Source organism: Pseudorhodobacter sp. E13 (genome assembly GCF_003991405.1).
Taxonomy (GTDB): domain Bacteria; phylum Pseudomonadota; class Alphaproteobacteria; order Rhodobacterales; family Rhodobacteraceae; genus Pseudorhodobacter.
The window spans coordinates 1-20,270 of sequence record NZ_RPEN01000147.1 but is presented as its reverse complement, the minus strand read 5'-3'; the positions used below and the strand labels follow the sequence as shown (position 1 = coordinate 20,270).

Here is a 20,270-nt window from a genome sequence, read left to right as displayed (position 1 = left end):
GCCAAATTGGCCTTCAGGTCAACGAAACCGGGCCTAACGGGCAAGGCGGAACAGGGCGTCGATGTCCAGATGCGCCTCCAGATGGGCGGCCAAGGCGTCCAGCGTGCGTTCCACCGTTTCGCTATAGCTTTGGCCCGAAGGGGCCGCGCCGCGGGCGGTCAGAAACGCCGCGCGAAAGCGGTCATCCGAGAACATGCCATGCAGATAGCTGCCCATGATGCGCCCATCCGCCGAAACCGCACCTTCGGCCACGCCGTCCACCCGCGCAAAGGGGCGCGCGCGGTCGCGGCCATCGCTGCGCCCGATGTGAATCTCATAGCCTGAAATCGGACAACTGGTTTCCACATGCTGCGCCTGCACCCGCGTCAGGGTTTTATCCGCGCTCATCACCGTTTCGATATCCAGCAGGCCAAGGCCCGGCGTATCCCCTGCCGCGCCTTCAAGGCCCTGCGGGTCGCGCACCCATTGGCCCAGCATCTGATACCCGCCGCAAATTCCCAGAACCGCGCCGCCGCGCCGCACATGCGCCGCGATATCCACATCCCAGCCCTGCGCGCGCAGATAAGCCAGATCGCCCCGCGTGGATTTGGAGCCGGGGATAATGACCAGATCGGTATCGCCCGGCACCGCCTCACCCGCGCGGATCATCCGAAGCGAGACGCCCGGTTCCTGCGCCAGCGGGTCCAGATCATCGAAATTGGCAATGCGCGACAGCGTCAGGCAAGCGATCTTATAGGCGCCCCCCCCTGCGGCTTTGGCAATATCCAGCGCATCTTCGGCGGGCAGGCGGAAGGCTTCGGGAAAAAAGGGCACCACGCCAAAGCCGCGCCAGCCCGTCCGGCCTTCAATCAGCGCATAGCCATCGTCGAACAGGGACACATCGCCGCGAAACTTGTTGATGATAAAGCCCGCGATCTGGGCGTTATCTGCGGGGTCCAGCACGGCTTGAGTGCCGACGATCTGCGCGATCACCCCGCCCCGGTCGATATCACCGACCAGAACCACTGGCACATCACCTGCCAGTGCAAAGCCCATATTGGCGATATCGCCTGCACGCAGGTTCACCTCGGCGGGGCTGCCCGCGCCTTCGACGATCACCAGATCACACTGCGATTTCAAGCGGTTGAAACTGTCCAGCACCGGGGCCATCAAGGATGGCTTCAGCGCCGAATACTCCCGCGCCTTTACCGTGGCAATGCGTTTGCCCTGCACCACCACCTGCGCACCGATATCGGTTTCAGGTTTCAGCAGCACCGGGTTCATATCCACCAACGGCTCCACCCCGCAGGCCATGGCCTGCAAGGCCTGCGCGCGGCCAATCTCGCCGCCATCTGCCGTTACGGCGGCATTGTTGGACATGTTCTGCGGCTTGAACGGCCGCACCGACAGCCCGCGCAACCGGGCCGCCCGGCACAGCCCCGCCACCAGCATCGACTTGCCGACGTTGGAGCCTGCACCCTGGATCATGATCGCTGGCATGGGGTCAGCCTTGTTTCGGCAGAAAGGCCTCCACCGCCGCGGTGGCGATGACAAGCGTGTTGCCGCTATCGGGGTTGACCACGTTCAAGCCGCCATGGGTTGCCGTGACCGTCACTTTGCCGCGCGGCAGTTTGGACGCCAGCGCCGCACAATCCACCGCCTGCGGGTTTTGCACGCCCACGGTCACGCGCACCTCCATCTCCGAAAGCGCAAGGCCGATCGCCTCGAACATCGGGATAGCGGAATGGCGGATCGCGTCTTCAATCGCGCGGGCGGCGGCCTTGGTATAATCTTGGCCGTATTGGTCATTGCCCATACCCATTTCGATGATGAAGCGCTGCATTCAGGCCCCCATCTCAAACGACACAGAAATCGCGGCATTGGCAATCACGGTGGGCTTGCCACCATCGGCGCGCGGCACGTCCAAGCCGCCTTTGACCACCGAAACCGTAACCTGACCATACGGAAACACCGCCGCCAGCGCCGCCGTATCCACCCGGTCGGGTTGCTGCACGCCGATTTCCAGATCAATCAGCATCTCGGCCTTATCGCGGCCAAAGAGTTCGGCCAGATTGATCGAATTATGCCACAGCGCGTCTTTCACCGCGCGCACCGCCGCTTCGGTATAATCCTGACGGCGGAGCGATGTGCCCATGCCCATCTCGGTCAGCATGCGTTTTTTCATTCAGAACTCCACGCCTTTTTGCGCCTTGATGCCAGACCGGAACGGATGCTTGATCAGCGTCATCTCTGTCACCAGATCGGCCAGTTCGATCAGCTCGTCTTTGGCATTGCGGCCAGTCAGCACGACATGGGTCATCGGCGGCTTGTGGTCGCGCAGGAAGGCCACGACCTCGGCGATATCAAGGTAATCGTAGCGCAGGGCGATGTTGATTTCATCCAGCAGCACGAATTGAACAGAGGGATCAAGGATCAACTCCTTGGCCTTGGCCCAACCCGCCGCTGCCGCCGCCACGTCCCGCTCGCGGTCCTGGGTTTCCCATGTAAAACCTTCGCCCATCGCGTAAAACTGGCAAAGCTCGGAGAAATTCGCCTCGATAAGCCGCCGCTCGCCGGTATCCCATGCGCCTTTGATGAACTGGACCACCGCGCAGGGCATGCCATGCGCGATGCAGCGCAGGATCATCCCGAACCCGGACGAAGATTTGCCCTTCCCCGCCCCGGTATGGACAATCACCAAACCCTTGTCGCCTGCCTTGGTCGCCATGATCTTGTCGCGCGCGACCTTCTTCTTGGCCATTTTGCTGGCGTGGCGGGCGTTGTCGACGGGGGGCTTTTCGTCCATGGCGGCGGTCCTCTTGGTAACTGGGTGCTGCATCTTTGGCACCGCTTGGCGGCCACTACAACCCAAGGCCGCGCCCCTTGCCCCACCAATAGCGGCAATGCAGCGCTTGACTCCGGCCAAGCAGATACGCCAAGTGTGCCCTGCTGGTGCCCGGTTCTTATCGGGTGAAAAGGGAATGTGCCAAGGTCGTCAACGCGGCCCCAAACACAGCCGCCCCCGCGACCGTGACCGGAGAGGTTGCCCAAATCCACTGGCGAGATGCTGGGAAGGAGGGGGAACCGACAGGGCAACCGCCCTGACATCCGCAAGCCGGGAGACCTGCCAGCCGAAGATGAGACGAATTCCGGGCGGGGTGCCCCGGTGTCGGGCGCTGTTATCAGCCCGTCCTTTGCCCCGGTCCGCCAAGACAAAAGGACCACGCGTGACAGAACCGACCGCGCCAAAACCCATCCCCGCCGATCTGCCCCCGGCAGAGCTGCTGGTCTGTGTGACCTGTAAATCCGCGTCTGTGGACACCGAGGGGGGAGTCGAAGCGGAAACCCGCCCCGGCGCGCAGCTTCTGGCGGCGATGCGGGCCCAGCCCGCGCCTGCGGGTCTGCGCATCCGTGCGGTGGAATGTCTGTCCAATTGCACGCGCGGGTGCACCGTGGCGCTGCGCGGTGGTGGCGACCGTTGGTCTTATGTCTATGGCAACCTGACGCCAGCACAGGCCGAATTGGTTCTGGATGGCGCTGCCCGCTATCAAGCCGCCGCGGATGGGCTAGTGCCGTGGCGCGAAAGGTCCGAACACTTCCGCAAGAATTGCATTGCCCGCATTCCCCCCCTGACCCTGCCCGAGGAGGCCCCGCATGTCTGATCTGTCCAAAATCCCGGTCACTGTGATCACTGGCTTCCTCGGCTCTGGCAAGACCACGCTGATCCGGCATCTGATGATGAACCCGCAAGGCAAGCGTCTTGCCGTGTTGGTCAATGAATTTGGCACCGTGGGGGTTGATGGCGATATTCTGAAATCCTGCGCCGATGAAAGCTGCCCGGTAGAAAACATCGTGGAACTGGCAAATGGCTGCATCTGCTGCACCGTGGCCGATGATTTCATCCCGACGATCGAGGCATTGATGGCCCTGCCGCAGCGCCCCGATCATATCCTGATCGAAACCTCGGGCCTTGCGCTGCCGAAACCTTTGCTCAAGGCGTTTGACTGGCCCGCGATCCGGTCCAAGATCACCGTGGATGGGGTGATCGCGCTGGCCGATGCCGAGGCCGTGGCCGCTGGCCGCTTTGCGCCGGATGTGGCGGCGGTGGATGCCCAGCGCGCCGCCGATGACAGCATCGACCACGAAACCCCGCTGTCCGAGGTGTTCGAGGACCAAATCGCCTGCGCCGATATCATCCTTTTGTCCAAGGCAGATCTGGCGGGCGACGCTGGCTTGGCCGAGGCGCGCCGCGTCATTGCCGCCGAAACCCCGCGTGACTTGCCGATGATCGCCATGACCGATGGCGTGATCGACCCGCGCGTGATCCTTGGGCTGGGGGCTGCGGCGGAAGATGACATTGACGCCCGCCCCAGCCATCACGATGGCCATGATGACCACGAACATGACGATTTCGAAAGCGTGGTGATTGATCTGCCCGAGGTCGCCAACCCCGAGGCGCTGCAAGCCGCCATTGTCCGGCTGGCGCAGGAACAGAACATCCTGCGCGTCAAAGGCTATGTCGCCGTGCAGGGCAAACCGATGCGGATGCTGGTGCAAGCCGTTGGCGCGCGTCTCCGCGCACAATATGACCGGCCTTGGGGCGATACCCCGCGCCAGACCCGTCTGGTGGTCATCGCCGAGCATGATGACATCAACGAAGCCGCCATCCGCGCGGTGCTTGAGGCCTGAACCATGCATGTCGTCTTTCGCGAAAGCCATGGGCTAGAGGAAACGGACACGCCGTTTGACGTGGGGCAAAGCCCTGCCGATCTGGTGGTGTTGTCCTTTTCCGACAGTGACCTTGGCGCTTTCGCGGCAGGCTGGGAACGGGGGCGGGCCAGCCTGCCCTCGACCCGTTTGGCAAATCTTGTGGCGCTGCGGCATCCCTTGTCGGTGGATACCTATGTCGAACAGACGCTGGTGGGGGCAAAGGCCATTCTGATCCGGTTGATCGGTGGTGAAAGTTATTGGGCTTACGGGCTGGCACAGGTGCAAGACCTTGCCCGCCGCCGGGGCATCGCGCTGGCGGTGCTGCCTGCCGATGGCCGCCCCGATGCGCGGCTGGATGCGCTGTCGACCCTGCCGGTTTCCACCCTGCGCAGGCTTTCGGCCCTGTGCGAGGCAGGCGGCGCGGTGGCGGCGCAGGCGGCCTTGGCGCAACTTGCACTGGCCGCTGGGCTTTATGCCGGGCCGGTGCCGGGCGATAAATCGGTGCCGGAATGTGGCTGGTATGACCCAGCGAAAGGTGTGGTGCAGGAACCTGTGGGGGATGGCCCTACGGTCGCCGTGACCTTCTATCGCAGTTATCTGACCTCTGCCGATACGGCCCCGGTCGATGCGCTGATCCATGGCCTGCGCGCGCGCGGCTTCAACGCGGTCGGACTGTTTGCCAATTCGCTGAAGGCACCGGTTTCCGCCGATTGGGTGCGCGCGGCGCTGGACCGACTGGCCCCGGTTGCGATTATCAACGCCACGGCGTTTTCGGCCAAGGGACCGGATGGCACCTCGCCGCTTGATACGCCGGGATGCCCGGTGTTTCAGGTTGGCCTGTCCACCGCGCGCCGCAAGGAATGGGCGGCGGCGGACCGGGGGCTTTCGCCTGCGGATCTGGCGATGCATGTGGTTTTGCCCGAGGTGGATGGCCGCATTTTTGCCGGGGCTGTCAGCTTCAAATCCCCCACCCCGCGCGACCCTGATCTGCAATATTCCCGCTTTACCCACCGCGCCGATGCAGCCTTGATCGAGGCCGCGATTGAAAAGGTGGCGGCTTGGCACCGGCTGGCACAAACGCCCCCGTCTTCGCGCCTGCTGGCGCTCATCCTGTCGACCTATCCCGGCAAGACCTATCAGCTTGCCCATGCGGTAGGGCTTGATGCGCTGGCCTCAGCCGAGGCGATTTTGGCCGGATTGCAGGCCGAAGGCTATGCCGCCGAACCGGGCGCGGCGCTTGGCACCGCCCTGACGCAAAGCGTGCTGACTTGGCCGCTGGCGGCCTATCGCGCGGCGCTGCAAACCCTGCCCGCGGATTTGCGAACCTCTTTGACCACCGCTTGGGGCCAACCCGAGGCTGACCCCGATGTTCAAGGCGATGCCTTCCAGTTCAAGGCGCTGAAGCGCGGCGAAACCTTGGTGGCGCTGCAACCCGAACGCGGCGAGGTGAAGTCCCGCGACGATGACTATCACGATGTTTCGCGCACGCCGCGCCATGCCTATGTGGCCTTTTACCTGTGGCTGCGGGCGCAAGGGCTGCATGCGCTGGTCCATATCGGCGCGCATGGCACGCTGGAATGGTTGCCGGGCAAATCCGTGGCGCTGTCGGCCAATTGCTGGCCCGAGGCGCTGACCGGGGCTTTGCCCGTGATCTACCCCTTCATCGTCAACGATCCGGGTGAGGCCGCGCAGGCCAAGCGCCGCATCGGTGCCGTGACGCTGGGCCATATGCCGCCGCCGATGGCGCAATCGGAAACGCCCGTGGCGCTGACCCGGCTGGAACGGCTGCTGGATGAATATTCCACCGCTGATGGGCTGGACCCCGCGCGCCGCAGCCGCCTGATCGCCGATGTGCGGGCCGAGGCGCAGGCCGCAGGGGTGGAGGATGATCTTGGCCTTGCGCCCGATGCCTCCCCCGCCGAGGCGATCACCCGGATTGACCGTTTCGTCTGTGACGTCAAGGAAAGCCAATATGGCGAAGGGCTGCATGTGTTCGGCGCGGGCGGAGAGATGGCGGGTCTGCTGACCGCGCTGTCAGGCCGCCGCGTGGCCCCCGGCCCATCAGGCTCGCCCTATCGGGGCCGCAGCGATGTGCTGCCCACGGGCCGCAACCTGTTTTCGGTGGACCCGCGCGCCGTGCCGTCCCGCAGCGCCTATGCCCAAGGCGTGAAACTGGCCGAGGAGCTGCTGCGCCGCCATTTGCAAGACCATGGCGACTGGCCGCGCGGGTTGGTGATCGACCTGTGGGGATCGGCCTCTATGCGCACCTCGGGCGAGGAGTTCGCGATGGCGATGCATTTGGCAGGCATGGCCCCGCGCTGGGACGAAGGGTCCGAACGCGTGTCGGGGTTCGAGATTACGCCGCTGGCCCTGCTGCGCCGCCCCAGGATAGATGTGACACTGCGCGTTTCCGGCCTGTTTCGCGATGTTTTTCCTGGCCTTGCGCAATTGTTCGAAGCGGCGGCAGAGGCTTTGGCCGAGCGCGATGAAGCCCCCGAGGATAACCCCTACACCCTGCGCACCCACCGGGTTTTTGGCCCGAAACCGGGGCTTTACGGCATGGCGATGACCGACGCGCTGGAGGATTATTCCGATGCAGGCCGCGCGCAGGCGGGCGAGGCTTGGCTGAAAGGGTCGGAATGGGCGATTGACGCGCAAGGCAGCGCCCATCACGCCCGCGAAGCGTTAGAGGCCCGCGTGCTGGCCGCCGATGGCTTTGCCCATGTGCAGGATCTGGCGGAAACCGATGTGCTGGTCGCCTCCGATTATGCCGCGCATGAAGGCGGGTTTGCGGCGGCTGTGGCGGCTTTGGGCGGGCAGGCCCCCGCGCTTTATCATCTGGATGCCACCCGCCCCGACACCCCCCGCGCCCGCAGTCTGGCCGAAGAGATTGCCCGCGTCATCCGTGCCCGCGCCGCCAATCCCAATTGGGCGACCAGCATGATGAACCACGGCTTTCGCGGTGCCGCCGAGGTGGCCGCAACGCTGGATCACCTTGCCTCTTTCGCGCATCTGACCCGCGCGGTGCCGCCGCATCTGTTTGATCTTTACCACGAGGCGACTTTGGGCCGCGACGATCTGGTCGAGTTCATGGCGCGGGAAAATCCCGATGCCTTGGCCGCGATGCAGGCCCGGTTTCAGGCCCTGCGCGATGCGGGCCTGTGGCTGACGCGGCGCAATTCCATCGCCGCCACGCTGGAGGCAGGCGCATGACTGGCCCCATCATACAGGGCTGGTGCCCCGGTGCCTTGCGCCCGATGATGTCGGGCGATGGTTTGGTCGTGCGGGTGCGCCCCCATGCCGGACGGTTGACCCAAGCGCAGGCCAGCGGCTTGGCCGATCTGGCCGAGGCGCATGGCAACGGTCTGGTGGACCTGTCCTCACGCGCGAACCTGCAAATCCGGGGTGTGACCGCGCAGAGCCACCCCCCGCTGATCGCCGGATTGCGCGATTTGGGGCTGTTGGATGCCAGCGCCGAGGCTGAAACCCGCCGCAACATTCTGACCACGCCGTTCTGGCAAACAGGCGATGCCGCGCCAATCATCGCCGCCGCGTTGGAGGTCGCACTCGCCGCGCCCGATGCGCCGGACACCCCGGCCAAGTTTGGCTATGCAGTGGATACCGGGCCTGTGCCCGTGTTGCGCGCCGCCTCTGCCGATATTCGGATAGAGCGGGCGGGCGCAGGCTTGATCCTGCGCGCGGATGGGATGGACCGGGGCGAGAAAGTGACACAAGAAAATGCCGCACAACGGGCCGTGGCGCTGGCCCGTTGGTTCGTGGACAGCGGCGGCTGCCCGCAGGGGCGTGGCCGTATGGCGGCCCATATCGCCACAGGCGCGCGGCCCGAAGCCGCGACCGAAGCGATGGCGCAGACCGCGCTGCCCGTTTTCGCACCCGGCCCCACAGCGCAGGGCCTTTTGCTTGGCCCTGCCTTTGGCCAGCTTTCTGCATCAAGCCTGCGTGCCCTTGCCGCGCTTGGCAATCTTCGCGCGACCCCGTGGCGGCTGGTGCTGGTTGAAGGCCTGCGCGATGACCCGGCCCTGCCCGAGATGATCGCCCGCCCCGATGACCCCTTGTTGCGGGTGATCGCCTGCACCGGTGCCCCCGGTTGCCCGCAAGCGCTGGGTGCCACCCGCGCCCTTGCCCGTGCCTTGGCCCCGCATGTGCCGCAAGGCGAGGTGCTGCATGTGTCGGGCTGCGCCAAAGGCTGCGCCCTGCCCGCCCCCACCGATAAGGTTCTGGTCGCCATACAAGGCGGCTATGGGCTCTTGCACAATGCGCGCGCCTCTGATCTTGCGCCGCAGCACTTCACCTTTGCCGATCTTTCGGCAAACCCTGACCTGATGTTTGAGACAGCCAATGCCCCATAGCTATGAGACCGACGGCGCTGCCATCTACCTGCAATCCTTTGCGATGATCCGCGCCGAGGCCGATCTGGCCCGCTTCACCCCGGAAGAGGAGATTGTCGCCGTGCGCATGATACATGCGGCGGGGATGGTGGGGTTGGAACAGTTTATCCAGTTCACGACGGGCATGGCGATTGCCGCGCGCGCGGCGCTGGAGGATGGCGCGCCGATCCTGTGCGATGCCTATATGGTCTCCGAAGGCATCACCCGCAAACGTCTGCCAAAGGACAATGAGGTGATCTGCACCCTGCGCGATCCCTCTGTTCCCGCACTGGCCGCCGAAATGCAGAACACCCGCTCGGCGGCGGCGCTGGAGTTGTGGCGACCCAAACTCGCCGGGGCTGTGGTGGCGATTGGCAATGCGCCGACTGCGTTGTTCCACCTGCTGAACATGCTGGAAGACCCAAGCTGCCCACGCCCTGCCGCGATCATTGGCTGCCCTGTAGGCTTTGTCGGGGCGGCCGAAAGCAAAGAGGCGCTGATCACCGCGCCGCCGGTGCCGTCACTGGTGGTTTCGGGGCGGCTTGGCGGGTCTGCGATCACGGTTGCGGCGGTCAACGCCCTTGCCAGCCGGAAGGAATAACCATGGCCCGCATCATCTGCGCAGGCCTTGGGCCGGGCGACCCCGATCTGCTCTCGGTGAAATCGGACCGCGTGATCCGGGCGGCGACCCAGATCGCCTATTTCCGCAAAGCGGGCCGCAAGGGGCAAGCGCGCCAGATCGTTGAGGGGCTGCTTGCCCCCGGTGCGACCGAATATGCGATGGAATACCCCGTCACCACGGAAATTCTGTTCAACACGGCGGAATATAACGACATTCTGGCGCATTTCTATGATGATTGGGCCGACCGTCTGGCGGCGCTGCCGGGGGAGGTGGTGGTGCTGTGCGAAGGGGACCCCTTCTTTTACGGGTCTTTCATGCATCTTTACACCCGCTTGCAAGGCCGCGCCGAAATGGAGGTGATCCCCGGCATCACGGGCATGACGGGCTGCTGGAACGCGACTGGTGTGCCGATCACTTGGGGCGATGATGTGATGACGGTGCTGATGGCCACCCTGCCCGAGGACGATCTGGTGCAGCATATGGCAGGCGCGGACGCGTTGGTGATCATGAAAACCGGGCGCAACTTGCCCAAGGTGCGCCGCGCGCTGGAAGCAACGGGCAGGCTGGATGCGGCGTGGCTGGTGGAACATGGCACCATGCCCAAGCAGCGCGTGGTGAAACTGGCAGAGGTGAACGGTGCCGAGACGCCCTATTTCGCCATCGTCCTTGTGCATGGTCATGGCCGGCGGCCAGAGGTGGCGGAATGAGCGGTTGGGTCATCGTGGCCGGGCTTGGCCCCGGTTCGGAAAGCCTCGTCACACCAGAGGTGACAGAGGCACTGGCGCAAGCGACCGATGTTGTCGGCTATATTCCCTATGTCGCCCGCGTGGCCCCGCGCCCCGGCCTGACGCTGCACCCGTCTGACAACCGGGTCGAGATGGACCGCGCCCAACATGCGCTCCGCATGGCTGCCGAGGGTAAGCGCGTGGTTGTCGTCTCCTCTGGCGATCCCGGTGTGTTCGCCATGGCCTCTGCGATTTTCGAGGCGTTGGAGGCGGCCCCCCAGTTTCTGGATCTGGATATCCGTATCCTGCCCGGCATCACCGCGATGCTGGCGGCGGCGGCACGGGCGGGCGCGCCGCTGGGCCATGATTTTTGCGCGATCAACCTGAGCGACAACCTCAAACCCTTTGCCACGGTGGAAAAACGGGTGGCCCTTGCCGCGCAGGGCGATTTCGCGATGGCGTTTTACAACCCGCGTTCCGCCAGCCGCCCGCATCAATTCACCCGCGTGCTGGAGGTGTTGCGCGCGCATTGTGACCCCGGCCGCCTGATCACCTTTGCCCGCGCGGTGTCCACGGCTGATGAGGCGATCCGCACCGTGACCCTGGCCGAAGCCACGCCCGACATGGCCGATATGCGCACCGTGGTGATCGTGGGCAACAGCCAGACCCGGCGCATCGGGCCGCATGTTTACACACCGCGATCCGCGCTATGACCCAGCCACGCCATCACCGCGCCCGCAGTGCCAACCACCTGTCGCGGCGGCAAAACCGGCCTGTCGATCATCACCACATGCAGGCCCAGCGCGCGGGCGGCCAGAATCTTGGCCGCGGCCCCGCTGCCGCCTGCGTTCTTGGCAATGATATGGCGGATGCCATGCGCGCGCAGCAGCGCGGTATCACCCGCCACGTCAAACGGGCCGCGCGCGATGATGGCATGGGCATCGGGAAGCGGCAGCGCGCCGGGTGGGTCGACCAGCCGCAACAGGTAATGGTGCTGCGGCTTGGCGGCAAAGGCATCAAGGGACTGCTTGCCGATGGCCAGAAACACCCGGTCCGGCGCATCAGGCAAGGCGGCAACGGCCCCGGCCATATCGGGCACATGGGTCCAGTCATCCGCCGGCGCGGCCTGCCACGGCGCGCGTTCCAGCGCCAGAAGCTGCACGCCGCAGGCAAGGCTTGCCTCGACCGCATTACGGCTCATTTGCGCGGCAAATGGGTGCGTGGCATCAATGATATGGCTTATGGCTTCGGCGCGGATATAATCGCACAGGCCCGCCACACCGCCAAAGCCGCCGATGCGCGTGGGCAAGGGCTGGGCCACGGGATGATCGGTGCGCCCGGCATAGGAGAACACAGCCGCCACGCCCTGCGCCGCAAGACTGCGGGCAAGCGCAGAGGCTTCGGTGGTTCCACCCAACAGGAGGATGCGCATGGCTGACCCTTGGCTAAGCATCATCGGGTTGAATGAAGACGGCTTGGCCGGTTTGTCAAGCGATAGCCGCGCCGCACTGGACCGCGCCGAAGCAATCTTTGGCGGCCCGCGCCACCTTGAACTGGTGGCGGCGGGGGCGCGGGGGCGGCCTTGGCCAGTGCCGTTCTCGGTGGACCCGGTGCTGGAATGGCGCGGGCGGCCTGTGGTCGTTCTGGCTTCGGGGGATCCGTTCTGGTTTGGCGCAGGCGGGTCATTGCTGCCGCATCTGGCCAAAGGGGACTGGCGCAGCTTTCCCGCGCCGTCGACCTTTGCGCTGGCGGCCAATCATCTGGGCTGGCGGCTGGAATCGCTGCGCTGCTTTGGCCTGCATGCCGCGCCCTTTGAACGGCTGTTGCCGGCGCTGCACCGGGGGGCAAAGGTTCTGTGCCTGTTGCGCGATGGGCAAAGCCCTGCCGAACTGGCCGCATGGCTTTGCCAGCGCGGCGGAGGCGAGACGCGGCTGCATGTGCTGGAACGCCTCGGTGGGCCGCGGCAACGCTGTCGCAGCACCAAGGCCGACGGTTTCGCGTTGACCGACATCACCGCCCCCGTCACGGTGGGGCTGGAGGTTGCCACCGCCATCGGCCTGCCCGCCACCCCCGGCCTGCCGGATGACGCCTTTGCCCATGACGGCCAGATCACCAAACGCCCGGTGCGTGCCCTGACCCTTTGCGCCCTGTCCCCCCGCCCGGAGGAGGTGCTGTGGGATATCGGCGCAGGCTCCGGCTCTATCTCGGTGGAATGGTGCCTTGCGGGGGGGCGCGCTGTGGCGATGGAGGCAAAGCCCGCACGGGTCACCAATATCCGCGAAAACATCGCCCGCTTTGGGTTGGGCCAGCAGATGCAGGTGATCTGCGCCGAAGTGGCCGCGCCCGCCCTTCCCGCAGACTTGCCACCACCCGATGCGGTGTTCATCGGTGGCGGCGGGTCAGAGGCGCTGGTGCAAAGCCTGTTTGACCGCTTGCCCACAGGCACACGGCTGGTGATGAACGGCGTGACGCTGGAAACCGAAATGCTGTTGGCAAAATGGCACGCGGCCAAGGGCGGCACCCTGCTGCGGGTGGAACTGGCCAATGCAGCACCGCTTGGCGGCATGCGCGGCTGGGTGCCTGCCCGCCCCGTGGTGCAATGGAGTGTGGTGCTATGATCGTGGCAGGTTTCGGGATTCGCGCCACGGCCAGCCTGCCCACGCTGCGGGCCTTGCTGGGCAATGTGGCGGTGGATGCTTTGGCCGTCGTTGCCGACAAGGCCGACCACCCCGCGCTGAACGCGCTGGCCGCGCAAATAAGGCGCCCGCTGTTGCGGGTCGCCTTGGCCGATCTGGCGACAGACCGCGCCCAAACGCCTGCCCCGCAACAGCCCGACCGCTACGGCCCGACGTCTGTGGCCGAGGCTGCGGCACTGGCCGCTGCTGGCCCTTATTCCATCTTGATACGTCCCCGCATCATCGCCCCCGATGGCAGCGCGACGATGGCAATTGCTGAAGGAAAAACCCCATGACCGTTCACTTCATTGGCGCAGGCCCAGGGGCTGCCGATCTGATCACCCTGCGGGGCCGTGACCTGATCGCGGCAAGCCCGGTCTGCCTTTACGCAGGCTCGCTTGTGCCGCAGGCGCTGCTGGCGCATTGCCCACCCGGCGCGCATATCGTGAACACGGCCCCCCTGTCGCTGGATGAGATCATGGCCGAAATCGCTGCGGCCCATGCGGCAGGCCATGACGTGGCGCGGCTGCATTCCGGCGATCTGTCGGTCTGGTCAGCGATGGGAGAGCAGTTGCGCCGCCTGCGCGCGCTTGGCATTCCGTATGATGTAACCCCCGGCGTGCCGTCCTTTGCGGCTGCCGCTGCGGCCTTGGGGGCGGAACTGACCTTGCCCGGCGTGGCGCAATCGGTGATCCTGACGCGCACCTCGGGGCGTGCTTCGGCCATGCCGGAAGGTGAAACCCTTGCCGCTTTTGCGGCCACCGGGGCCACGCTGGCGATCCATCTTTCGGTGCATGTGCTGGACCGGGTGATTGCCGAACTGACACCGCATTACGGGCCCGATTGCCCGGTGGCGGTGGTTTGGCGCGCAAGCTGGCCCGATCAGCGCGTGGTCAAGGCCACGCTGGACACGCTGGAAACCGCGATCGGGGCCGAGATGGAGCGCACGGCGCTGATCCTTGTGGGCCGCGCCATCGGGGCCGAAAGCTTTGACGAAAGCCGCCTTTACGCGGGCGACTATGACCGCCGCTATCGCCCGGTCGGCACCGATCCGCGCTTTCCGGATACGGTCTGATGCCCAAGGGATTGCTGATCTCCGCCCCTGCCTCGGGCACCGGGAAAACCACGGTGACGCTGGGGCTTTTGGCGGCGCTGCGGGCGCAGGGCGTAGCGGTGCAGCCGTTCAAAAGCGGGCCGGATTATATCGACCCTGCCTTTCACAGCGCCGCGTCGGGCCGCGCCTCGTTCAACCTTGATAGCTGGGCAATGCCGCAATCGCTGCTGTTCGACCTGCGCGCGCAGGCTGAAGGCGCAGAGCTGATCCTTGCCGAAGGCTCCATGGGGTTGTTTGACGGTGTGTCCCAACCGGGGGAAACCGGAAGCGGGGCCAGCGCCGATATCGCCACCCTGATGGGCTGGCCCGTGGTTCTGGTGATCGACGTGTCCGGGCAGGCGCAATCGGCGGCGGCGGTAGCACTGGGTTTTGCCAAGCTGCGCCCCGACCTGCCCTTTGCCGGGGTTGTCCTGAACCGCGTCGCCTCCCCCCGGCACGAAGCGCTGGTGCGCGCGGGGATGGAGGCAGCAGGCATCACGGTTTTCGGGGCCTTGCCGCGTAACCCTGACATCACACTGCCCGAACGGCATCTAGGGCTGGTGCAAGCCGAAGAAAACCCCGAGCTTGCGGCCATGCTGGACCGTGCGGCCCAATTTATCAGCACGCATCTTGATATTGCGGCACTTGTGGCGGCAAGCGCTTCGGCCCCGGCCCCAAGCCTGCCACAGCCACAAACCCCGCCGCCCGGTCAGCGCATCGCCCTTGCGCGCGACACGGCGTTTTCCTTTGTCTATCCGCATCTGATCGCGGGCTGGCGCGCAGGCGGCGCGACCATTCTGCCGTTTTCCCCGCTGGCGGATGAAGGCCCCGATGACAGCGCCCATTGCTGCTGGCTGCCCGGCGGCTACCCGGAACTACATGCAGGCAAACTGGCAAGCGCCGCTGTTTTCCGGCGCAAAATCAGGGCCTTTGCCCAAACCCGCCCGGTGCATGGCGAATGCGGGGGCTATATGGCCATGGGCGCGGCGCTGGTGGACAAGGACGGCACGCGGCACGAAATGGCGGGCTTGCTGGGGCTTGTCACCTCTTACGAGAAGCGCAAGATGCACCTTGGCTATCGCCACGCCACGCTGGCCCATCCCATTCCCGGCCATGCCCCCGGCACAAAGCTGCGCGGGCATGAGTTTCACTATTCCACGATTCTGGAGCAACCTGACGCGCCCTTGGCCGAAACCCGCGATGCCACAGGCGCTACTGTTCCCGAAACCGGGTCCTTGCGCCGCAATCCACAAGGTGGCATGGCAACGGGCACCTATTTCCACCTGATCGGGCACGCAACATGACCGGCTTTGTTTCCTTCGTTTCCTCTGGTCCCGGCGACCCGGATCTGCTGACGCTTGCTGCCGTCAAACGCCTGCAAATGGCCGATGCGGTGCTGTTTGATGATCTGTCTTCGGGGCCGATACTGGAACATGCCAAACGCGGGGCGGACCTTGTGGGCGTGGGCAAACGCGCAGGCCGCGCCTCGCCCAAGCAAGACCATGTCAGCCGCCTGCTGGTCGATTATGCGGCGACCGGGGCGCATGTGGTGCGGCTGAAATCCGGCGATGCAGGTATCTTTGGGCGGCTGGAAGAAGAAATCACCGCCCTGCGCAATGCCGGGATCAAGTTTGAAATCATCCCCGGTGTCACTGCGGCCTCTGCGGCGGCGGCGGCGGCGGGGATTCCGTTGACACGGCGGTTGACCTCGCGCCGGGTGCAGTTTCTGACCGGGGCGGATGTAACGGGCGACTTGCCCGAAGGCCTGAACTGGGCCGCCTTGGCGGACCCGGCGGCAACCACCGTGGTTTACATGGGCAAACGCACCTGCGGCGTGCTGGCGGATCAGTTGCAGGCGCATGGGCTGGGCGCTGACACGCCGGTGCTGCTGGCGCAGAACATCTCAAAACCCGATCAATCCTTGCACCGCAGCACATTGGCCGGGCTGGCCGGGCTGGTCGCGCAAGAGGAAACGGACGGCCCCGCGCTGATCCTTATCGGCCCATTGGCGCAGGCAGAATGACAACGCTGACGCTCTGCCAGTCTTGCCCCGCGGGCCAGACACCGCTTGCCGCGCGGCTGGGCGATGCCATTGCGGCGGCAGGCTTGCCCGTGACGATCGCGGGGGTGGAGTGTATGTCGGGCTGCGCGCGCCCTTCCACGCTGGCCTGCCGTGCCACGGGCAAAACCGCCTATCTGTTCGGCGATATCACCGAGGCCGATCTGAACGATATCCTGACCTTCCTGCGGCTTTATCTGCAAAGCCCGGATGGAAACTTTGCCGATGCCCGGCTGTTGGGGGCGCTCCGGCTCAAGGCTTTGGCGCGAATTCCCGGTTAAGCGGCGTGTTGGTCGCAAATCCCCCAGCCTGCGCCGCATTTCACCTTGACCCGACCTTCGCAAACGCGGCAAATGGAAGGGCAAGGTGTTCGACTGGCGCAAAGCGCCCGAACTGAAACGGGAATGGGAACGGGCGGACCAAATGCGGCGCCCAAACCCCAACCGCCCCCGCGACTGTATGCGGCGAGCGGCTTTCCAAATTGCCACTGACCGGGGTTCCGGTTGGGAAGGCGGAAAGCAGCGACGACCCGCGAGTCAGGAGACCGGCCCTGCGAAGGAAACATTAACGCCGTCGGGTGTGACGGTCAGGAGAAGAATGATGACGACGAAAACCCAAGCCACCGCAAAATCCTCGGCCTTGCTGTCGGTGCTGTTCGTTGCCCTGTTGGGTGGCACGGTGCTGTTCGTGGCAGGCCATGCGCAATCTTCGGTGCTGCATGATGCGGCGCATGACATTCGCCACGCAACTGGCTTTCCCTGCCACTAAGGCAGACGCAACAGTCAGATGATCCAAAGAATGGTAACCAGCGCGTTGATCGCTGGTTTTGTGGCAGGTCTGCTTGCGGCCCTGCTGCATTTCGCTTTTGTCCAACAGTATATTCTGCTGGGCGAACAATATGAATCCGGCGCGCTGACCCATTTCAACACGCCCGCCCCTGTCGCCGAACACAGTGACCACGCCGCAACCGCAGAGCATGATCACGGCACCCATTCGCATGACGGCGATGCAGCCCCAACGGGCCTGACCCGCAATGCGCTGACGGTGCTGTTTGCCGGGTTGATCTATGTCGCTTATGCGCTGCTGCTGACCGCGGGCTTCGGGCTTGCGCAAAGCTTCGGCATTTTGATTGACGCCCGCAAAGGGTTGCTCTGGGGCATAGCGGGGTTCTTCAGCTTTCAGCTTGCCCCTGCGATTGGCCTTGCGCCGGAACTGCCGGGCACCATTGCCGCTGATTTGACCGCGCGGCAAATCTGGTGGTGGGGCACGGTGCTGGCCACCGGAACAGGGCTTGCGCTGCTGGCCTATGGCAAGGATTATATTGCCACGGTCGCCGCCGTTGTCTTGTTGGCGGCACCGCATGTGATCGGCGCACCACTGCCCGATGCCTATTGGGGCTCTGCCCCGCCAGAGGTTGGGGCGATCTTTTCGGCCCGCGTGCTGGGAACGGCGCTGGTGGTCTGGGCAGTGCTGGGTTGGCTTGCCGGCCAATTGTGGGCAAAAGACGCAGAGTGAACACCGGACCCGGCGGCACATTGCCCGCCGGGTTCAGCTTTCGGGGGCAGAGACAACCATGACAGAGCTGTTCTTGATCGGTATCGGCACCGGCAACCCCGACCACCTGACCTTGCAAGCGATCAAGGCGCTGAACGCCGCCGACCTGATCCTGATCCCCCGCAAAGGCGACGAAAAAGCCGAGCTTGCCCAGATTCGCCGCAGCATCTGTGCCGATGTGCTGACCAACACGGCAACGCGCATCGTTGAATTTGACCTGCCCCAGCGCGACCCGGCAACGCCCGATTATGTGCAGCGTGTCGAAGATTGGCATGACGCCATCGCCGCCGTCTGGGCCAAGGCCATCGCTGCGGCACCTGCACCAAAAGGCCGGGTGGCGCTGCTGGTCTGGGGCGACCCTTCGCTCTATGACAGCACATTGCGCATCGCATCGCGGCTGCGGCCACAGCCCAATATCACCGTTGTGCCGGGCATCACCTCATTACAAGGGCTGACGGCGGCGCATGCTATCCCGCTGAATGATCTGGCCGCACCCTTTACCGTGACCACAGGGCGGCAGTTGCGCGACAAGGGCTGGCCCCCCGGCAGCGACCGGATTGCGGTTATGCTGGACGGTGAAACCTCTTTCCAACACATCGCGGCGGCGGGCGTGACAATCTGGTGGGGCGCCTATGTCGGAATGCCGCAGCAATGCATCCTGTCCGGCCCCTTGACCGACACGGCGCCCGCCATTGTGGCCCGCCGCAAGGCATTGCGCGAGGCGCATGGCTGGATCATGGATATCTACATCCTGCAACGCGAGCCTCGCTTGTCTTGATGCAGGCCTTCGGCGGCTCTCAGCCCGCCCCAAACCCTGCCAAAGTCTCATGCGGCAAACCCTCGGTCAGAAACACCTCCTCATGCGCGCCGGTGGTTGGGCAAAAGCGGACGCGCCGCACCTGATCGCCCCCGGTGCCTTGTGTGATACGGTCAATGCCGCACTGGTGCAGATAAGCCAGCGTAAAGGCGATGTTGCGTTGCTCCAGATCGCGCTGACCGACATGCAGCTTTGCGCCGCCATAAACGCAGCCGACAAGCCGAGAAGGCTGCGCACCAAGGGCGGCCAGTTGCGCCACCAAGCCGGAAATCGCAGACGCCCCGAACCGCATATCGTCGCGCCCCTGAGCGCCGCCAGCCGGAAAGAGAAAATGCGCAACCCCGCCCGCCGCACTGACTGGATCATGCAAGCACACGAACACCCCTGCCCCAAGGATTGCGGTGTACACCAAACCGGGTTCATCCGTCGCAGCAATTCGCCCCTGCACCACATGGCGCAACCGCTCACCCTCTGCCGCTGTGATCTTGCAGTCTACCGACATGTCATGAGGCCTCCTTCCTAGACCTTGGCGAAAACCGGGGCCTGTTTTCCCATTTGATCGCGGGCGCCTTAATTTCTGGTGAACAGCCGCACAAAACCCTGCGGCATCCCTCAAAATAGCCACGACACAGCCTTGAAATCCCCACACCCCGTGGTATCAGAACTGCGAGCGGGATGGGTGGCCGAGTGGTTTAAGGCTCTAGTCTTGAAAACTAGCGTAGGGGGAACTCTACCGTGGGTTCGAATCCCACCCCATCCGCCACTTGCCCTCTCGAAAGCGTTCTCCCGATCCGGATGCGGCCAGATTTTTCCGTTATATTCAAGGGTTATGCGGGTGTGGCTTTGCACTGGCGTCCTCACCACAGCGGCCGAACACGTTCTCTTGCCCCCGATATTCTCTGAAACTCTCGACTGCGCGCATTCGGTGTAGAGCCCGTAACCATTTGAAAATATAGGGTCAGTTCCTCGCACCACCTGAACACTTCGATGCCAGTGGCGTTTGTGGAAAGGAACAGAAATCCAACCGTTCTTTTTCCCTGCAGCCTCGCAAGCCCCTTCCGCCATTGAGAATTTCCGGAGACGACGGCATCCTGTCGGTGAAGGAGGCAATACATGGCGGAACCGGACCTTGACACCGACAAGCTCGACGACGCGGCGCTGGCGATCCTCAGCCTGACGTTGCATGACGGCAATCGCGTCTGGAAAGGGATCGACTGGTCGATCACCGACCGGCTGCACGCCAAGGGGCTGATCCACGATCCCATCGGCAAGGCGAAATCGCTCGCCCTGACGGAAGATGGACTGGCGCGAGCGGAGTTGGCTCTCGCCAAGTTGTTCGTGAAGCCCCTGTCGAACGATCCAAAGAGGCGCGAACCATGAAACCGGCCGACGAGGAGCGCATTGGACCTGCACCGGTTCTGTTCCGGTCAGGTGCTCATGTTAAGCGGCCCTCTGTTCGAAGGCCACGGGTGATTTCCAGCCGAGGGCTGAGTGTTTCCGGCGCGGGTTGTAGAAGCCGTTTATATATTCGAAGAGGGCGATCTCGACCTCGCGGCGGGTCTGCCAGTTCCTTCGCCAGACCAGTTCGGCTTTCAGCGACTTGAAGAAGCTTTCGACCGTTGCCCGGCAGGCGATGTGCAAAGCAAAT

24 protein-coding genes, 1 tRNA gene and 2 riboswitches are annotated in these 20,270 nt (G+C 64.6%); of the genes, 18 read left to right on the top strand and 7 right to left on the bottom strand.

The window, feature by feature from the left end; translation table 11 throughout:
• Positions 1–33 precede the first annotated feature (33 nt).
• Genes EGN72_RS04755 through cobO form a run of 4 tightly spaced genes read right to left on the bottom strand, consistent with a single transcriptional unit; the run spans position 34 to position 2,785 of the window.
• Entirely contained in the window at positions 34–1,479 is a 1,446-nt protein-coding gene (locus EGN72_RS04755; protein WP_127045506.1) for a cobyric acid synthase, read from the bottom strand.
• 4 nt (positions 1,480–1,483) lie between these two features.
• Positions 1,484–1,822 carry a Lin0512 family protein gene (locus EGN72_RS04750; protein ID WP_127045505.1) on the bottom strand — a complete coding sequence of 113 codons (339 nt, stop codon included), beginning with the start codon at positions 1,820–1,822 and terminating at the stop codon, positions 1,484–1,486.
• Positions 1,823–2,164 carry a Lin0512 family protein gene (locus tag EGN72_RS04745; protein WP_199743699.1) on the bottom strand — a complete coding sequence of 114 codons (342 nt, stop codon included), beginning with the start codon at positions 2,162–2,164 and terminating at the stop codon, positions 1,823–1,825. It abuts the gene before it with no gap.
• On the bottom strand, positions 2,165–2,785 hold the full coding sequence (gene cobO, locus EGN72_RS04740) for a cob(I)yrinic acid a,c-diamide adenosyltransferase (RefSeq protein WP_127045504.1): 621 nt from the start codon (positions 2,783–2,785) through the stop codon (positions 2,165–2,167).
• A 127-nt stretch (positions 2,786–2,912) separates the two neighbouring features.
• Positions 2,913–3,126: riboswitch (cobalamin riboswitch) on the top strand.
• An 80-nt stretch (positions 3,127–3,206) separates the two neighbouring features.
• Between cobO and EGN72_RS04735 the strand changes: the two genes are divergently transcribed.
• Genes EGN72_RS04735 through cobJ form a run of 7 tightly spaced genes read left to right on the top strand, consistent with a single transcriptional unit; the run spans position 3,207 to position 11,137 of the window.
• Positions 3,207–3,641, top strand: a complete 435-nt coding sequence (locus tag EGN72_RS04735) for a DUF1636 domain-containing protein (protein WP_233587032.1) — start codon at positions 3,207–3,209, stop codon at positions 3,639–3,641.
• Complete coding sequence (gene cobW / locus EGN72_RS04730; protein WP_127045502.1) at positions 3,634–4,668, top strand: cobalamin biosynthesis protein CobW; 1,035 nt, start codon at positions 3,634–3,636, stop codon at positions 4,666–4,668. Before EGN72_RS04735 ends, cobW begins: the two co-directional genes overlap by 8 nt.
• 3 nt (positions 4,669–4,671) lie before the next feature.
• Positions 4,672–7,902, top strand: coding sequence for a cobaltochelatase subunit CobN (gene cobN, locus EGN72_RS04725; protein WP_127045501.1), 3,231 nt, complete (start codon positions 4,672–4,674; stop codon positions 7,900–7,902).
• Positions 7,899–9,059 (top strand): precorrin-3B synthase, encoded by a 1,161-nt coding sequence (cobG, locus tag EGN72_RS04720; protein ID WP_127045500.1) that lies wholly within the window; start codon positions 7,899–7,901, stop codon positions 9,057–9,059. The genes cobN and cobG overlap by 4 nt, the downstream gene beginning before the upstream one ends.
• Complete coding sequence (locus EGN72_RS04715; RefSeq protein WP_127045499.1) at positions 9,049–9,678, top strand: precorrin-8X methylmutase; 630 nt, start codon at positions 9,049–9,051, stop codon at positions 9,676–9,678. The genes cobG and EGN72_RS04715 overlap by 11 nt, the downstream gene beginning before the upstream one ends.
• Before the next feature lie 2 nt (positions 9,679–9,680).
• A complete protein-coding gene (locus EGN72_RS04710; protein WP_127045498.1) occupies positions 9,681–10,406 on the top strand; it encodes a precorrin-2 C(20)-methyltransferase in 726 nt (241 codons plus the stop codon).
• Positions 10,403–11,137, top strand: a complete 735-nt coding sequence (gene cobJ, locus EGN72_RS04705; protein ID WP_127045497.1) for a precorrin-3B C(17)-methyltransferase — start codon at positions 10,403–10,405, stop codon at positions 11,135–11,137. The genes EGN72_RS04710 and cobJ overlap by 4 nt, the downstream gene beginning before the upstream one ends.
• On the opposite strand, the gene EGN72_RS04700 is transcribed toward cobJ, so the two are convergent.
• On the bottom strand, positions 11,113–11,856 hold the full coding sequence (locus tag EGN72_RS04700; protein ID WP_127045496.1) for a cobalt-precorrin-6A reductase: 744 nt from the start codon (positions 11,854–11,856) through the stop codon (positions 11,113–11,115). The genes cobJ and EGN72_RS04700 overlap by 25 nt on opposite strands.
• Here EGN72_RS04700 and cbiE point away from each other — a divergent pair.
• From cbiE to cobF, 9 genes are all read left to right on the top strand, one after another.
• On the top strand, positions 11,855–13,042 hold the full coding sequence (gene cbiE, locus EGN72_RS04695) for a precorrin-6y C5,15-methyltransferase (decarboxylating) subunit CbiE (RefSeq protein ID WP_127045495.1): 1,188 nt from the start codon (positions 11,855–11,857) through the stop codon (positions 13,040–13,042). The two genes, EGN72_RS04700 and cbiE, sit on opposite strands and share 2 nt — an antisense overlap.
• Complete coding sequence (locus EGN72_RS04690; RefSeq protein ID WP_127045494.1) at positions 13,039–13,395, top strand: cobalamin biosynthesis protein; 357 nt, start codon at positions 13,039–13,041, stop codon at positions 13,393–13,395. Before cbiE ends, EGN72_RS04690 begins: the two co-directional genes overlap by 4 nt.
• Positions 13,392–14,174: a precorrin-4 C(11)-methyltransferase gene (gene cobM, locus EGN72_RS04685; protein ID WP_127045493.1), complete on the top strand. Its 783-nt coding sequence runs from the start codon at positions 13,392–13,394 to the stop codon at positions 14,172–14,174. Before EGN72_RS04690 ends, cobM begins: the two co-directional genes overlap by 4 nt.
• The gene (locus tag EGN72_RS04680) at positions 14,174–15,496 is read left to right on the top strand and encodes a cobyrinate a,c-diamide synthase (protein WP_127045492.1); all 1,323 of its coding nucleotides are present in this window, start codon (positions 14,174–14,176) and stop codon (positions 15,494–15,496) included. The genes cobM and EGN72_RS04680 overlap by 1 nt, the downstream gene beginning before the upstream one ends.
• Positions 15,493–16,215 (top strand): uroporphyrinogen-III C-methyltransferase, encoded by a 723-nt coding sequence (gene cobA, locus EGN72_RS04675; protein WP_127045491.1) that lies wholly within the window; start codon positions 15,493–15,495, stop codon positions 16,213–16,215. Before EGN72_RS04680 ends, cobA begins: the two co-directional genes overlap by 4 nt.
• On the top strand, positions 16,212–16,532 hold the full coding sequence (locus tag EGN72_RS04670; protein WP_127045490.1) for a DUF1636 domain-containing protein: 321 nt from the start codon (positions 16,212–16,214) through the stop codon (positions 16,530–16,532). Before cobA ends, EGN72_RS04670 begins: the two co-directional genes overlap by 4 nt.
• Positions 16,533–16,598: 66 nt before the next feature.
• Positions 16,599–16,819, top strand: a riboswitch (cobalamin riboswitch).
• 32 nt (positions 16,820–16,851) lie between these two features.
• A complete protein-coding gene (locus EGN72_RS04665) occupies positions 16,852–17,019 on the top strand; it encodes a CbtB domain-containing protein (protein WP_127045489.1) in 168 nt (55 codons plus the stop codon).
• A gap of 30 nt (positions 17,020–17,049) precedes the next feature.
• Positions 17,050–17,766 (top strand): CbtA family protein, encoded by a 717-nt coding sequence (locus EGN72_RS04660; protein ID WP_233587031.1) that lies wholly within the window; start codon positions 17,050–17,052, stop codon positions 17,764–17,766.
• A gap of 58 nt (positions 17,767–17,824) precedes the next feature.
• Positions 17,825–18,583 (top strand): precorrin-6A synthase (deacetylating), encoded by a 759-nt coding sequence (gene cobF, locus EGN72_RS04655; RefSeq protein ID WP_127045487.1) that lies wholly within the window; start codon positions 17,825–17,827, stop codon positions 18,581–18,583.
• Between the two features lie 19 nt (positions 18,584–18,602).
• Here cobF and EGN72_RS04650 read toward each other — a convergent pair whose 3' ends face one another.
• On the bottom strand, positions 18,603–19,124 hold the full coding sequence (locus EGN72_RS04650; protein WP_127045486.1) for a chemotaxis protein CheD: 522 nt from the start codon (positions 19,122–19,124) through the stop codon (positions 18,603–18,605).
• 171 nt (positions 19,125–19,295) lie between these two features.
• On the opposite strand from EGN72_RS04650, the gene EGN72_RS04645 reads away from it, so the two are divergent.
• Together EGN72_RS04645 and EGN72_RS04640 are read left to right on the top strand one after the other, a co-directional pair.
• A tRNA-Ser gene (locus tag EGN72_RS04645) sits at positions 19,296–19,385 on the top strand.
• 350 nt (positions 19,386–19,735) lie between these two features.
• On the top strand, positions 19,736–20,002 hold the full coding sequence (locus tag EGN72_RS04640; protein WP_127045485.1) for a DUF6429 family protein: 267 nt from the start codon (positions 19,736–19,738) through the stop codon (positions 20,000–20,002).
• 60 nt (positions 20,003–20,062) lie between these two features.
• On the opposite strand, the gene EGN72_RS04635 is transcribed toward EGN72_RS04640, so the two are convergent.
• Positions 20,063–20,270: IS3 family transposase (locus EGN72_RS04635; protein WP_148114244.1), on the bottom strand; the 208-nt coding region annotated here is incomplete at its 5' end.